This window comes from Micromonospora musae (assembly GCF_003626635.1).
GTDB lineage: Bacteria > Actinomycetota > Actinomycetes > Mycobacteriales > Micromonosporaceae > Micromonospora > Micromonospora musae.
In genome coordinates this window covers 537314-551405 of record NZ_RAZT01000002.1, presented here as the reverse complement: position 1 = coordinate 551405, position 14092 = coordinate 537314, and the positions used below count along the sequence as shown (strand labels likewise).

General features: G+C 70.1%; 15 protein-coding genes. 7 read left to right on the top strand and 8 right to left on the bottom strand.

Annotation, left to right across the window (positions count from 1 at the left end; translation table 11 throughout):
- Positions 1 to 5 precede the first annotated feature (5 nt).
- The 3 genes from D7044_RS05440 (at position 6) to D7044_RS05430 (ending at position 1850) form a co-directional block, all read left to right on the top strand.
- The gene (locus D7044_RS05440) at positions 6 to 764 is read left to right on the top strand and encodes a hypothetical protein (protein ID WP_120688162.1); all 759 of its coding nucleotides are present in this window, start codon (positions 6 to 8) and stop codon (positions 762 to 764) included.
- A gap of 138 nt (positions 765 to 902) precedes the next feature.
- Positions 903 to 1244 (top strand): hypothetical protein, encoded by a 342-nt coding sequence (locus D7044_RS05435; RefSeq protein ID WP_233564874.1) that lies wholly within the window; start codon positions 903 to 905, stop codon positions 1242 to 1244.
- Positions 1245 to 1418: 174 nt separating this feature from the next.
- Positions 1419 to 1850 carry an iron chaperone gene (locus tag D7044_RS05430; protein ID WP_199716487.1) on the top strand — a complete coding sequence of 144 codons (432 nt, stop codon included), beginning with the start codon at positions 1419 to 1421 and terminating at the stop codon, positions 1848 to 1850.
- Between the two features lie 38 nt (positions 1851 to 1888).
- Here D7044_RS05430 and D7044_RS05425 read toward each other — a convergent pair whose 3' ends face one another.
- Genes D7044_RS05425 through D7044_RS05415 form a run of 3 tightly spaced genes read right to left on the bottom strand, consistent with a single transcriptional unit; the run spans position 1889 to position 4604 of the window.
- The gene (locus D7044_RS05425) at positions 1889 to 3028 is read right to left on the bottom strand and encodes a TDT family transporter (protein WP_199716486.1); all 1140 of its coding nucleotides are present in this window, start codon (positions 3026 to 3028) and stop codon (positions 1889 to 1891) included.
- Positions 3029 to 3045: 17 nt separating this feature from the next.
- Positions 3046 to 3615 carry a TetR/AcrR family transcriptional regulator gene (locus D7044_RS05420; protein WP_120684140.1) on the bottom strand — a complete coding sequence of 190 codons (570 nt, stop codon included), beginning with the start codon at positions 3613 to 3615 and terminating at the stop codon, positions 3046 to 3048.
- Between the two features lie 53 nt (positions 3616 to 3668).
- Positions 3669 to 4604: a hypothetical protein gene (locus D7044_RS05415; protein ID WP_147434586.1), complete on the bottom strand. Its 936-nt coding sequence runs from the start codon at positions 4602 to 4604 to the stop codon at positions 3669 to 3671.
- A gap of 268 nt (positions 4605 to 4872) precedes the next feature.
- On the opposite strand from D7044_RS05415, the gene D7044_RS05410 reads away from it, so the two are divergent.
- Positions 4873 to 5643, top strand: coding sequence for a hypothetical protein (locus tag D7044_RS05410; RefSeq protein WP_120688158.1), 771 nt, complete (start codon positions 4873 to 4875; stop codon positions 5641 to 5643).
- 94 nt (positions 5644 to 5737) lie between these two features.
- Here D7044_RS05410 and D7044_RS05405 read toward each other — a convergent pair whose 3' ends face one another.
- The gene (locus D7044_RS05405) at positions 5738 to 6964 is read right to left on the bottom strand and encodes a trypsin-like serine peptidase (RefSeq protein WP_120688157.1); all 1227 of its coding nucleotides are present in this window, start codon (positions 6962 to 6964) and stop codon (positions 5738 to 5740) included.
- 95 nt (positions 6965 to 7059) lie between these two features.
- On the opposite strand from D7044_RS05405, the gene D7044_RS05400 reads away from it, so the two are divergent.
- The gene (locus tag D7044_RS05400; RefSeq protein WP_199716485.1) at positions 7060 to 7806 is read left to right on the top strand and encodes a DUF1028 domain-containing protein; all 747 of its coding nucleotides are present in this window, start codon (positions 7060 to 7062) and stop codon (positions 7804 to 7806) included.
- Positions 7807 to 7897: 91 nt separating this feature from the next.
- Here the strand turns inward: D7044_RS05400 and D7044_RS05395 are convergent, their stop codons facing one another.
- From D7044_RS05395 to D7044_RS05380, 4 genes are all read right to left on the bottom strand, one after another.
- Positions 7898 to 8434: a GNAT family N-acetyltransferase gene (locus D7044_RS05395; RefSeq protein ID WP_199716484.1), complete on the bottom strand. Its 537-nt coding sequence runs from the start codon at positions 8432 to 8434 to the stop codon at positions 7898 to 7900.
- A gap of 162 nt (positions 8435 to 8596) precedes the next feature.
- Positions 8597 to 11281 (bottom strand): fibronectin type III domain-containing protein, encoded by a 2685-nt coding sequence (locus D7044_RS05390; RefSeq protein WP_120688156.1) that lies wholly within the window; start codon positions 11279 to 11281, stop codon positions 8597 to 8599.
- A 230-nt stretch (positions 11282 to 11511) separates the two neighbouring features.
- Entirely contained in the window at positions 11512 to 12222 is a 711-nt protein-coding gene (locus tag D7044_RS05385; RefSeq protein WP_120688155.1) for a DNA alkylation repair protein, read from the bottom strand.
- Positions 12223 to 12353: 131 nt separating this feature from the next.
- Positions 12354 to 12974, bottom strand: coding sequence for a TetR/AcrR family transcriptional regulator (locus tag D7044_RS05380; RefSeq protein WP_120688154.1), 621 nt, complete (start codon positions 12972 to 12974; stop codon positions 12354 to 12356).
- 93 nt (positions 12975 to 13067) lie between these two features.
- On the opposite strand from D7044_RS05380, the gene D7044_RS05375 reads away from it, so the two are divergent.
- Both D7044_RS05375 and D7044_RS05370 read left to right on the top strand, forming a co-directional pair.
- Complete coding sequence (locus D7044_RS05375; RefSeq protein ID WP_120688153.1) at positions 13068 to 13778, top strand: SDR family NAD(P)-dependent oxidoreductase; 711 nt, start codon at positions 13068 to 13070, stop codon at positions 13776 to 13778.
- Positions 13779 to 13807: 29 nt separating this feature from the next.
- Positions 13808 to 14047, top strand: coding sequence for a tautomerase family protein (locus D7044_RS05370; protein WP_120688152.1), 240 nt, complete (start codon positions 13808 to 13810; stop codon positions 14045 to 14047).
- Positions 14048 to 14092: the final 45 nt, after the last annotated feature.

Sequence of the window (14092 nt, the reverse complement as noted above, 5' to 3'; positions counted from 1 at the left end):
GTCCGGTGCTCAGGATGCTGCGTCTGTCAGTCGCGGTGGTGGCCGTCTGCATGGTGACCGCCTGCGGCTCTTCAGCGGCGGAAACCTCGGATCGGCCGACGGGCGGGCCCGCCCGGTCCGCGGCCCAGGCGACGGGCCCGGCCACGTCCACGAAGCCGGCCTCCCCAGCGGTTCCGGCGACCGGCGGATCCGGCTACTCCGCGACGCTCTCCGCACGGTTGGTGACCACGGACTCGCTCCCGCCCGGATACAGCGTGGATATCGCGACCTCCATGTCGTCGGATGCCGGAGACGAGGATTCAGGCGCCGAAGGACCCTGTTCGGACGAGATGATTCCGCTGCTGTCGGGCACGAGGCTGACCGGCACGCCATCAGCGATGGCCGCCGCCACTCTCAGCTATGACGAGGGTCCCGAGCGCCTCTGGGTGTGGAGCGAAATCCTCCGGACCTACGCCGACGACGGCGCGCGGCGAGCGATGAGCGACCTGCGGACCGTCATCAGCCGTTGCCCCACCGTGCCGTCGCCGGACGGGAACACCTTCCGTTTCGCAACGGCACCAGGGCCGCGGATCGGCGACGAGAGCCTCCACGTCACCGAAAGCTGGACGTCCGAATCCGTCACGGTGAAAGGCGACAGCGTTCTCGTCCGGATCGGGACCACGCTGGTGGTCGTTCAGGAGATGGCGAACGAGCCCGGCGGCGACAAGTACCTCGACCAGCTCGCCGAGGCCGCGCTCCGTAGATACCAGACGACCGGCTCCTGAACCGCCTTAGGCGCCGCCGAGAGCACTGCCGGTCGCGACCCCGGTGGCGGAGGCGGGCCGACAACCGCGCGTGTTCGTGGTACACCGTCACGGTGAGCGAGACGCGATGACAGCGGCGGCCCTGGACGGGGGATGAGGATGCCTGAACCGCGTGCCTTCTGGCTCGACGAGCAGTTCGACCGTGAGCGCGGCACCGACGGGCACGGCCGCTACGAGGCCGAGGTGCTTCGACGTATCGACGAGTTCTCCGATACCTGGGGCGACATCCTCCCCGTCGCCTTCGCCGCGACCGCGTGGCGGCTGGCCACCGAGCTGTCACCCGGGTACGTCCGCTGGCACCGCCGGATCGTCTCGGCGACCTGCACGCGGAGCCGCTGGGACGGGAGCATGACCTGCGCGGCGACGGTGGCTCGGGAACTCAACGAACTCCTCGCCCCCATGATCCGGCAACTGGAGGACGGGGTGCCCGCAGACCGCTGAGCGACCCTGTCACCACGTTAGGCCGGCGGTGGATCCCGGCGAGCGGCCGACCGCCGATGTGATCAGGATTCGAGAAGCGGCCGGAGTTCGTCGATCCTAGGCTTCCTCAGGACGGCCGGCACTCGCCGAGCCCTGAGCGTCGAAAGGCAGCCTGAGATGCCCACGAAGAACGCCATGACCGAATCCGACGGCTTCAGCGTCGAGGAGCGTGCCGCGATGAAGTCGCGCGCCGCCGAGCTGCGCGCCGAGGGCAAGAAGGGAGCGAAGAAGGCGGACGGGCTGCAAGCGGTCCTCGACAGCATCGCGAAGATGACGCCGGAGGATCGTGCGCTCGCCGAGCGCGTGCACGTCACGGTGACCGCCGCCGCTCCCGAGCTGTCGCCGAAGACCTGGTACGGGATGCCCGCCTACGCGAACGCGGACGACAAGATCGTGGTCGCCTTCAAGAACTCGGGCAAGTTCAACTCCCGCTACTCGACGCTGGAGTTCCAGGACGCGGCCAAGCTCGACGACGGAGACAGCTGGCCGGTGTCGTACGCGATCCAGAAGTGGAGCGCCGCCGTGGAGCAGAAGGTCACCGAGCTGGTGAAGGCCGCGGTCTCCTGACCGTTGCGGCAGTCGCCCCCGCGTGGCGGTGCGTGTGGTCACCGTCCGAACGCGTGCGCGGCGGCATGGCGTAGGGAGCGGTAGGCAACCACGAGCCAGGCGGCGACGAGCAGCGTGTAGAGGACGACGGTAGGCCAGATGAACAGCTGCGAGTCGGTGCGGGCGGCTGCGGCAGCGGTGGCGGTCACGAGGGCCCCGAGGGGGAAGATGAAGGACCACCAGGTGGGCGCGAAGGGCAGCCCCGCTCGGAACTCCCGTACGGTCAGCGCCACCGCGAGTGCCAGCCACAGGATGGCGAAGCCCCACACCGCAACTCCGCCCAGCAGCGCGAGGACTGCCGCGCCCTGAACGTACGGTGCGGGAAGGGTGCCTGGCACCGCTGCGGCCAGCGCGCTCAGCCCCGTCACGACTTGACCGAGAGCTCCCAGACCGATCCACACGGTGGGCACCATGGCGCCGGTGGGCGCGTCGTGGTGCACCAGGCGGCTGTAGACCATGGCGAGCACCAGCAGTACCGTCACCAGGCCGAGCCCGAACAACGCGAAGCAGCCCAGCAGCAGAGCCAGCCGCGGCTGCCCGGTAGGGGTGTGCGGAACGAGTAGCGCGCCTGTCGTGGCTGAGACCAACGGTGGTACCACCGGCATCAGCCAGCCACCGAACGCCGCGTCCGGCGCGAAGCGATGCCGGGTGATCATCAGGTACGGCACCGCGCAGGCCGTGGCAAGACCGAGCGCGGTACCGAGCGACCACAGCGCCCCGCCCAGGTCCAGCGCGGCCCGCGCCCCGATCACGGGCTGACCGAATTGCAGCGCCCCGGCGGCCACCGTGAGTAGCGCCACGGCCGGCGCGCCGAGGAATTGAGCTTGAATCGGATCGGCAGCGTGCAGCCGCAACACCCGTTGCCGGACGTAGCCGATCATCAGTACTACGAGCAGCAGGCCGGCCGCCAGCCAGACCACCGTGGCCGCGGTCCGCAACCCGGGGAAGCTTCGGGGCAGGGTGGCCGCCGCGTTGGCGACGATCCCGGTGCCCATCACGGCCGCGAACCAACTGGGGCCGAGCAGCGGACGAACCTCGTCGTTCGCCGTGGGCAGCGGGGAGCGGGCACGGTTGGGAAGCCGTGGATCGACGTCGCCCTCGGTCTGGACGACTCGGGCACTGCGGGGTCGGCGTGTCACGGCGTCGAACATCCTGGTCACAGGAGCTCGATGGCGGCGTGCACGATGCGTCGCACGCGTTCGTCGGTGCCGCCGGCCCTGACCAGGACGCTGGTGCCGATGATCGTGGCCAGCAGGCCGCTCGCGGCGTCGGCGGGGGGCTGGTGGCCGGTCAACTCGCCAGTGGAGCGCCCATGCGCGATGGCTTTACGGAAGGCCTCCTCGATCCGGTCGAAGAGAGCGTTGCCGATCTGGGTGACCGCCTCGTCCGCCTCGGCGAGCTCCGCGATCGCGTTCACCACCAGGCAGCCGCGCCGGTGATCGCCGAAACCGGTCATCTCCTCGACGACAGCCCGCAGCCTCGGCCGTACCGGGTCGGGCCCGTCCAACATCTCGACGAGAGCCGTGGCGCGCAACGCGGTGTAGGCGCGCAACGCCTCGGTGAACAGGTTGTGCTTGCTGTCGAACGTGTTGTACAGGCTGCCCTTGCCGATACCCAACTCGTCGGCGAGGCCTTGTGGGCTGGTGGCCCCGTACCCCTGGCGCCAGAAGACATCCATCGCCATTTCCACGGCGGCGGCCGGCTCGAACTTCGCAGGTCGTCCCATGGGGTCAGCCTAGGCGTATTTGACCTCTGGGTCAAAAATCCGGCCACCGGCAGTCACCGGCCGCAGGCGTCGCAGGCGACGCGGGTGCGCAGGTGGTAGTCGCTCGACGCGGCGAGCAGGCCGAGCCCCAGGATGAAGTACGCCGACATCGCCACCCAGAGGAACGCGTCGGAGAACTCGCTGACCGAACCCGACGACACCTGCACCATCCCCATGCCGAAGTAGGCGACGATGCCTACCCCGAGCCCGAAGCCGGGCACCAGCAGCAGCAGACGGGGGATCCGGCGACCGGCGAGCAGCGGCACCCAGCCCGGCCAGATCTCGCCCCAGCGGTGTACCAGGGCCAGCGGCAAGAGCACCCCGGCCAGCAGCAGGCCGATCTCCAACCCGATCAGGGAGGCGCTCTGGTCGAGGCCGTCGAAGCCGGCGACGAACTGGGCCGCGAAGCGGGTGACAAGGCCGGCCACCGCGACGTACGCGGCCCAGAGTGCCCATCGTGCTGGTGTCGACCGCCGCTGACCCGGTCGGCCCGTACGGCAGCAGTCCGCGCAGTCGCCCCGGGTGCGCCGCTGGTAGTGGGCGGTGGCGAGCCCGAGCAGCACCGCCCCGCTGACGCAAGCGAGCCGGCTGAGGAACGCCAGCGGATCGAAGTACGGGCCGACCGTGAGCAGCAGGAAGCCCACCAGCTCCGGCAGCAGGATTCCCGCTGCCGCGATCAGCGCCCCGGTGACCGTCCAGGCGAGCCCCGCCAGCACCGGCCGCCAGGTCGCCGCCCGGTCCAGGGCTACCGCCAGAACACCCGCCGCCAGGCACAACACCACCGACGGCCAGCCGGCGAAACCGAGCAGATCCAACCCGAACGGCCCGAACTCCGGTGCCTCGCCGACGGTCCACAGCAGACGTACGCCCCCGTATGCCACGGCCCAGCCGAGCACTGCGTACGTCAGCCCGTGGCCGGTCCCGCGAGCGATCGATGCCGATGTCGTCATGCGTTCGATGCTTCCCGCGCGCCGGGGCGGGCGGCCCCCGCCGACGGGGGAAGGTGCTCCCTCGCGGGAGGGACCTGCCGAAGCATCCCCGCGGGAAGAAGCCCGGGGGTCGAGTGCGTGACTTGGCGCGGCCCTGCTGGCGAACCGTCGCGATGCCGTCCGCACTGGGATGTGGGGGAGGGGCCGGTTCAGTCGGTTCCGACGTCGATGGAACCCGCTATCGTTTCGTGTCCCGGCTACCAGCCGGCCGTCCACGGGGGATCTCACCATGAAACTGCGCCGCGCCCTGCTCACGCTGACTCTGACCGGCGGTCTGCTCCTTGCCGCCGGCTGCGGTGGAACGACGGATCCCACCCGCGTGGAGGGACCGGCCGAGGCCGCCACCGCAGCGCCGTCACCGACGACCGACGTCCGCGGCGACCTGGTCGCGGCGCTGCATCGGTCGCAGGGCGTCGCCCACCGGTACGCGGTGCGCGGCGGCCTGCCCGAGGGGCAGAACGTCAGCGGCACCGGTGCTTTCGATCCCGAGAAACGTCGCTTCCAGTCCACGGTCAAGGTCACTGGCGGGAAGTATCCGTCGGCGGGGAGCCGGGTCGTGATCGGCACCGACAGTTACGTGCGGCCGGCCGGCGAGAAACGCTGGGTGCACGTCGATCTGAAGCGGGTGAAGCGCGATGATCCCTTCCTGCGCTTCGACTGGGCCGACCCGACCGGCCTGAAGGCATTCACCTCGTCGATCGCCTCGGTGGACCGCACCGGCCCGAACACCTACACCGGCCGCTTCGACCCAGACGGCGAAGACACCAAGCCGTTCCTCCCCGTGGGTGCCCCGAGCATCGTCTCGATCGGCACACCCATGTCGCCCTTCACGATCATCACCGACGATCAGGGCTGGGTCACCTCGATCAAGGTGGAGTTGACTCCCGGCAACGGACCGAAACTGACGATGACCACCACCATGAGCGGGCACGGGAAGCCGGTGAAGGTCAGTCCGCCGGCGGATGCCGGTGAGGCCGCCGACTTCTACTACGACAAGTGAGACTCGGGCGCGGGCTGGGCGGTAACCGTCCGGAGGCGCTGGCTCAAACAGCAGTGTGGGGGCGCGATCCGCGCCCCCACACCGCCCGTCGTGGTCAGCCGTTGTCGATCAGGCTGGCGATCTCGTTGTAGATGAGGTGCGCCTTCGCGCCCTGGTTCGACGGGCAGCCGCCGAGGTGGTGCAGGGCGATCACCCGGTGGCTGCTGTTCAGCACCGGCGAGCCGGAGTTGCCGCCGGAGGTGTCACAGCTGTAGCTGATGTTCCAGGTGTTGTAGTTCGCGTTCCGGACGGTGCACCTCGCGCCGTTCTGGGAGTCCTCGAAGATCGACAAGCGCTTCGGGCTGCCGTCGCCGTGGCCGGGGATGTACATCTGCGTTCCGGTGGTGGTGGCGCTCGTCGCCAGGTAGAGCGTGCCGAACCCCTGGATGGCGGCGAAGTTGTTCACCGAGTAGAGGGCGTAGTCCAGTTGGTTGGAGCCCCCACTGCTCACCCGGTAGAGCGTCGCGCCGCTGACCTTCGTGCCGGCGCCGGGGTTCGCCCCGCCGCAGGTGGCGCACTGGTAGTTGAACTGCATCTCGCTGCCGCTGACCGCGGCCTGCGTCGAGAAGCAGTGCTTGTTCGTCAGCATGCGGTTGGTGTCGCCGACCCGCCAGGTGGTGCACATGCCGCCGCCGCTGATCAGCAGCCGGGCCACCGCGTTGCCGCGGGCGTACTCGGTGGGGTGGCTGGTCCGGTAGCAGACCGCGTCGCGGCGGGCGTCGGTGCTGCAGACCGACTGCGTGGAGAAGTTGTGCTGCGCGATCTCGGCGCGGTCGTAGCCGCGCCAGAAGCGGTCGATGGTCGCGGCGCCGCCACCGGAGGGGCGGTCGCTGTGCAGGGTCACCACAGCGGTGTCGCCCTCCACCGACATCGCCCAGAAGCCCGGCCGGCCGTCGGTGGTGTAGTCCGAGCCGGTGGCCCGGTTCAACTGGCGGTCGTACCGGTAGCTCTCCCGGCCGTCGGGGCTCGCCACCGTGACGTACTCGCCGGGGGCGAGCTGCAGTGAGCTGAAGTGCACCTTGACGTAGGTGGCGCCGGGGTGCCGGATGATCTGGGTCCGACCGTTGCGTGCGTACGACAACGAGCCGTCGACGGTGCGCAGCTCACCGACGGTCGTCACGCCCTCGGCCGTGAACTGATCCGACTCCGGTGCCCGGTCGGAGTGCGGCGAGAGAGGTTGGGTCGAGTACGCCTGGGCGGGCGCTGTCAGCAGGCTCAGCCCGAGTGTGCAGGCGCCGAGGGTGACCGCCACCGTTCGCAGACGTCGCAGGGCGTTTTTCATCGTCGCTCCTTCCGAAGACCAGAGCCTTAACGAGTCGTAAGTCTTCATACACGAGCCGAAGCAAGACATGCAAGGACATCAATGTCTCTCTGGCGGTGAGCGCGACGAACTGGGCAACCGACAGCGGGCGGCATGCCGCGCGCTCCTCCGGGTACCTGCCGAGCGTGACCTTCTCGATCGCCGCACGGTGTCCGCGTACCGGTCAGCTCGGGGTGGGCGCGCTGACCGCCAGGCCCGCGGTCGGCAAGCTCGTCGCGCACGTCCACGCGGGCGCCGGCGCGGTCGCGACGCAGGCCACCCCCAACCCGTTCCTGGCCTACGACGGCCTGCCGCTGCTCGGCGCGGGCCGCTCGCCGCAGGACGTCCTGACACAGCTACTGGCCGGCGATCCCGGTCGGGAGGTGCGGCAGGTCGGCATGGTCGACCGGCAGGGCCGCGCGTACGCCTTCACCGGCTCCCGCGCGAAGGACTGGGCGGGGCACCACACCGGGCCGGGTTACGCGGCGCAGGGCAACCGTCTGGTCGGCCCGGAGACCCTCGCGGCGATCGTCCGGGTGTTCGAGGAGAGTACGGAGCTCGACCTGGCGGAGCGGCTCCTGCTGGCCGTCGAGGCCGGCGAGGAGAACGGTGGTGACCGGCACGGCGCGCGGTCGGCGACCGTCACGGTGATCGGTGATCAGCCGTACCCGATCTGGGACGTGCGGGTCGACGACGCCACCCACCCGGCTCGCGAGCTGCGCCGGCTGCACGGCGTCTTCCGGGAGGAGGTGCTGCCGACCATCCATCGGCTGCCCACCCGCGACGATCCCATGGGCGAGGCCGCCCGGCAGGCGCTCGGGTAGCCCCCGCTCCGGCCCTATTGCCCGCCGCGCGTCGAGGCCGCCGCGAGCGCCGGCCCCTCAGCGCGAGACCGACCGTGCGGACGATCGCCGATCAGCGTGGCGCGGTGGGTGCGGAGCCCAGCTCCTTGCCGTACCAGATCTCCGCGTACCGGTGGTCGTTGTGCGCCGGTACCTCGGCGTAGCCGTGCCTGACGTACATGGCGCGCGCCTCGACCAGGTCGAGCCGGGTGTCGAGCACGATCCGCTCCGCGCCGAGGCCGCGGGCGGCCTCCTCCGCCGCGGCCAGCAGGCGCGAGCCGCCTCCCGTGCCGCGCAGCGCGTGCCGCACGAACATCCGGGTCAATTCGACCGTACGCGGGTCGAGGACGCGCAGGCCCGCGCAGCCCGCCGGCTCGTCGCCGTGTCGCGCCAGCAGGAACACGCCGCTGGGCGGGGCGAGGTCGTCACTCGCGTGGGCGGCGAGCCCCTCTTCGATCTCGGTGGGCGTCGACGGGCGGCCGAGGTGGAGCTGGAAGTAGCGGTCGCTCACGTCGGTGAAGTATTCCGGTAGCAGCACCGCCGCCTCGGGTGAGCTGACGTCGGCAGAGGTGACGGTCCAGCTCTGGCTGCGCGCGGCGGTGCTGGTCACGCCGCCATTCTCGGGCGACGGTCCTGGCAATGCACGCCAATTTCCGCGCCGCGTGGCCGGCGCGCGGGGCGTGACGCGGACGGGGCCGCCGCGAAAGGATCGCGACGGCCCCGTCCGGGGTGAGTGCCGGTGATCAGCGGTGCCGCGTGGAGCGGCCCCGGATCACTTCTTACCCACGACCCGCAGGGTCGCGGACGCGCTGCGCGTCGAGTAGACCTTGCCGTCGATCGTGTTGGTGTAGACGGCGCGGTACTGGGTCCCGTCGACGGACTTCGAAGCGGCGACCTTGAGGACGTCGGAGGTCGCGCCGCGGATCGGCGTCCACTTGTCGCTGCCCGGGGCCCGCTTGCGCATCTCCCAGGTCACGGTCACGTTGGGCATGCCGTGGCCGCTCGCGTCGAAGATCGCGGTTTCGCCCGCGATCGCGATCCGCGCGACCGGGGACTGGTCGATGCTCGGTGCCTGCTTACGGCCGACGACGATCATCGCGGCCGGGGAGCGGTCGGCGCTGGCGAGGTAGACGAGGCCCTTTCCGGAATCGACACCCACCCCGCCGATCGAGGTGCCGAACTCCGGCTTGTCGAAGCGGGTCACCTTCGCGCCGAGCAGGTCGACGATCGAGAGACCACCGTTGCGGGCGTCCCCCGCCACCGGCGAGTGGCCGACGTAGGCGACGCCCACCTTCATGTCGACGTCGAGGAAGGCGGCACCGGCGTCGAGCTTGTACTCGGCGAGCTTGCGCATCCCGTTCCGGGTGTCGAAGAGCCGCAGGCCGGGCTGGCCGTCGGTGGCGTTGTCGTAGGTCACGTACAGGGTGCCGGTGGCGTCGTCGATGCGGATGGCCGAGAGGCCCGCCCCCACGTTCGCCTGGCCGACCGGCTTGAACTCGTCGTCGAGCCAGACGACGGTGCCGTCTGCGAGGCCGAGGAAGACCTGCCCGGTCAGGCTGTCGTACTGCGTCGAGACGACCTTCATCCCGGTCTCGATCGGCGGGATGTACGGGGCGCCGAAGTTGCCCGGCGCGACGAGGAACGACGCGATCCGACCGTCCTGGTAGACGACGAGGACGCCGTTGAAGGCCGGGTCGTAGGTGAGGTCCTTGATCGGCGCGCCGGCCTCGAACGAGCCGGTGACCTTGCCGGTCTTCGGGTCGACGGCCTCGACCCGTCCCTTGCCGGTGCTCGTGCCGTCGGCGACGTACACGGCGCCGTTGGTCGGGTTCACGGTCGTCGGGCCGGGCTTCGCCACGGTCGGCGCGGTCAGGGTGCCGACGCGCTCGTGGCCGAGCGGCACCTCCGCCGGCTCCTGGGCCGCGGCCTCGTCCGCCGTACGCTTGCCGCTGACCTTGTCGGTGCTCTTCGGCTTCGGGATCGGCATGCCGGCCTCGGTCACGTACTTCTCACCGTCGTCGTACTTGGTGATGGTGAAGGAGTCGAGCGTGCCACCGACGGGGACGTCCGTGTCCGACTTGTCGTCCCACTTCGCGGCGACGACCGACTCGTAGTGGATCTGGTCCTTCGTCACCTTGATGCCCTGGAAGGTCGACGTGTGGGCGGCGTGGACGACCTGGGTCGCGCCGTTCTGCGTCCACGTGTTGTCGTCCTGCGGAGCGGGCTCGTAGTACTTCGGTCCGGAGACCGAGATGGCGTAGACCGGACCGGTCGTCATGCCGGGGGTGTCGGTCTTGTCGGCGTCCACGTAACCCCGGACGTAGTTGTGGTCATGGCCCATGAGGGCGAGGTCGATGTCGTCGCGCTCGAAGACCGGCAGCCACGCGGCGCGCAGGTCGGCCTCGTCACGGCCCTCGGAGCCCGAGAAGACGGGCTGGTGGAAGACCGCGATCGCCCACTTGTTGGGGTTGTTCCGGAGCACCGAGTCGAGCCACTTGCGCTGCATGTCGAGCCACAGCTCGATCGGGTTCGGGCAGGCGACGTGGCACTCGGGCAGGTCCTTCGGCGTCATCAACTCGAGAGCCTCGGACCGGGTCGCGTTCAGCGAGATGAAGCGAACCCCCTGGTAGTCCGTGTAGTACGCGGTCTCCGCGAGGGCGATCTGGATCTGCTTCTCGTAGGCGACCTTCTGCTTCTCGCCGTCGGTCATGCCCTTGGTCGACTTGGTGGTGGCGACCGGGCCGTCGCCGGGGAACTCGAAGTTCGACTTCCAGGTCCGCAGGACGTCGGCGTTCTTGTACTCGTGGTTCCCGGGGGCCGCGATCACGTTGCGGGTCTGGCTGTAGCCGTCCATCGCGCCGAACCACTCGTTCCACAGGCCGTTGTCGCTGCCCACGTCCACGAGGTCACCCGCGTTGACCGTGCCGACGGCATCTGGGAAGCGCTGGAACGCCTGCGCGACGACCGGGCTCCACTTCGCACCGATGTCGTTCTGCGCGTCGCCGAAGTAGATGAACGAGAAGGGGTCGCCGGCCTTGCCCGCGGTGGTGAACTTGTAGGTGGCGCTGACCTTGGCGGCGTTCCCCACGTAGTACTCGTACTGGGTGCCGGGCTTCAGTCGGTCGACGGTCGCCGAGTGCGTGCGGGTGGGAACGCCGGAGCTCACCAGCTCCTCGTTGACCCGTGCGTTGGCCACCTCCCAGCGCTTCGTGCCCGCCTTGCGGAAGTGCACCTGGCCGTCCTTGACCTTCGAGCCGGTCTGCCAGGTGAAGGACTGTGCGGTGTCGGCGTGCTCCGCGGGCGTCAGCACGACGTGCTGAGGAGTCGCGTCGGCGGCGTCGGTCGCCGCGGACGCGGGTCCGGCCGCCGCGAACGGCGTCAGGGCGACGGCGATGGTCGCCGCCGCGGCGATCGCGGATCTCGGGTGGAGACGCGACCTCGTGCGGGGGTTACCCATGTAACGGGTCCTTTCGGTTTTCCGGGGACGCGGCCGGAGTCTCGGTGCTGTGGAGCCGCCGCCTGGCGGCTGATGCCAGGTGACGGGCTCGCGTCACCGACCGACCGTGCGCCGGGCAAGCCGCGCGTCGGGGAATGTTCGCCACCACGGAGTGGAACGCAAGGGAAACTTCGGCCTACGTCGTACGCCTGAGGCGCAGGTCACGTGGCCTTCGTGACGCAGAGTGCCCGCTAGGCCACGAGATCGCCACGGCTGGACGCGGCGTGCTGTCGGCGCACCATCTCGTTGATCCAGGTGGGCGCGAACGGGGAGGTGCAGCCGGGGGAGGTCGGGTAATCCTTGAGCACCTCCAGGCGCTCACCGATCTCGAGCGCCCTCGTGCGGTGCGCGGCATGCTCGATCCCGATCTGCGCCAGGCAGTGGTTCATCGCCCACTGGAGGCGCTCCGGGGCGTCCTTCATCTCCGCCTCGATGACGTCGAGCAGCCCCGGGAGGTCGAGGCCCTCGGGCTTCTTCGCCACGCGTTCGGTGGTCAGCGCCCAGCCGGCGCTCGCGACCACCGGATCCGCGTCGGCGAACCAGGCCACGCGTAGCGCTTCGGAGTGCGGGCTCTTCTTCACCACGTAGTTCACGAGCCAGTCGTGCACCTTGGGGGCGCGCGCCGCGCGCAACATGGCGTCCAGCTCGTCCCGCTCGAACGCCTTCGGGCGGCAGATCAGCAGCGCCAGCAGCCTCGCCGCGGTGTCGTCCGTCGCCCAGAGTTGCCGGGCGAGGTCCTGCTGCGTCTTCAGCCGCTTCGCGACGGCGCGCAGCTTGCCGAGGTTCACGCCGTGATCGTCACCGTGGCTCTCGTTCACCTTGCGCATCTTCGGGTCGTCGAGCGCGGCCAGCTCGGCCAGCAGTTCGGTCACCGTCGTCCCGGTCGGCGTCGCCTCGGCCACCTCGGCCTCCCGTCCCTCGCCTGCGAGATGCAGCCTACGGCGGCGGGGGGTCGCAGCCGTAGCACGTCGGTCTCGCGCCGACTGCGGGCTCCGAGCGGGTACGTGGCGTGCGTACGGCCGTCGGTCGGAGTTCAGCCGATCGCGGCGCGCTCCTGCGCCGGCACCTGGAGCAGGTCCAGGCAGTTGCGCCAGAGCGCTTCGAGCTGGGCCGGGTCGTTGAGCAACTTCGCGAGCAGCGCCCGTCCCTCGATCTGGGCGACGATGGAGCGCGCGGCGTCGCGGGCGTCGACCGCCGCGGCGGCCTGGCCGCGCTCCTTCGCCTCGACGACCACCTGCTCGATCAGGTCGATCTGGGCGTCGAAGATCTCCTGCAGGCGGCTGCGGATCTCCTCGGCCTGGGTGCTCAGCTCCAGGGCGAGGTTGCCGAAGAGGCAGCCCGTGACCAGCCCGGCCTTCTGCTGCCCGGCGCGCTGCACCTCCTCCGTCGCCTCGAACAGGTCCCGCAGGCGTCGCAGCGGATCGCGATCGCTGCTGAGCAGCTCCACCCACTGCCGGCGCTGGGCCGACCAGTGCTCGTCGATGACGGTGAGGGCGAGGGCCTGCTTGGACTCGAAGAAGTAGTAGAAGCTGCCCTTCGGCACACCTGCCGTCGAGCAGATCTCGGCGACCCCCAGCGCCGAGTACCCGCGCTGCTCGATCAGCGTGGCGGCCGCTTCGAGGATCTTGTTTCGCGCGTCACTCGTCCGTCCCATGCATTCGACGATACCCGACCGGTCGGCTAGCGTTTAGTTGACCGGTCGTCTAGTGGACTTCCGGGGGCAAACCAACCAATCGGGAGGATCGTGATGGGTACCAATCAGAAGGTCGCGGTGATCACCGGAGCGTCCCAGGGCATCGGGGCCGGTCTGGTCGAGGCGTACCGCAAGCTCGGCTACGCCGTCGTGGCCACCTCACGCTCGATCACCGACAGCGCCGACTCGGACGTGCTGACCGTCCAGGGCGACATCGCCGACGCCGACACCGCGGACCGGGTGGTCAGCGCGGCGCTGGAGCGCTTCGGCCGGATCGACACCCTGGTCAACAACGCCGGCGTCTTCGTCGCCAAGCCGTTCACCGACTACACCGACGAGGAGTACGCGCTGCTCACCGGCGTCAACCTCGCAGGGTTCTTCCACCTCACCCGGCGCGTCCTGCCGCACCTGCTGGCCACCGGCGGCGGACACATCGTCACCATCACCACCAGCTTCGTGGACCAGCCCAACTCCAACGTGCCGTCCGTACTGGCGTCGCTCACCAAGGGCGGCCTCAGCTCCGCCACGAAGTCACTCGCCATCGAGTACGCGACCCGAGGCGTACGGGTCAACGCCGTCGCCCCGGGCATCATCAAGACCCCGATGCACCCGGTCGAGTACCACGACACCTTCGCCGCGCTGCACCCCGTGGGCCGGATGGGCGAGACGAGCGACATCGTCGACGCCGTCGTCTACCTCGAGTCCGCACCGTTCGTCACCGGCGAGATCCTGCACGTCGACGGCGGCCAGAACGCCGGCAACTGACCCGGCCGAACCTCCCGAAGGGACCCGAGATGCCCATCGTCACGATCCAGATCACCCGCGAGGGAACCAGCCCCGGCGCGTCGGCCGCCACGGCCGAGGAGAAGGCGGCGCTCATCCAGGGCGTCAGCAAGCTGCTGCTCGACGTGCTGCACAAGCCGATGGACTCCACCTTCGTCGTCATCGACGAGGTCGAGACCGAGAACTGGGGCCGAGGCGGCCTGCCGGTCGACCGGTACCGCGCGCAGCAGCGCGCCCAGTCGTCCGAGTAGCCCCGCCGGGACAGTGGTGGCCGGAGCCGGCTCGCCCGGGTCGTC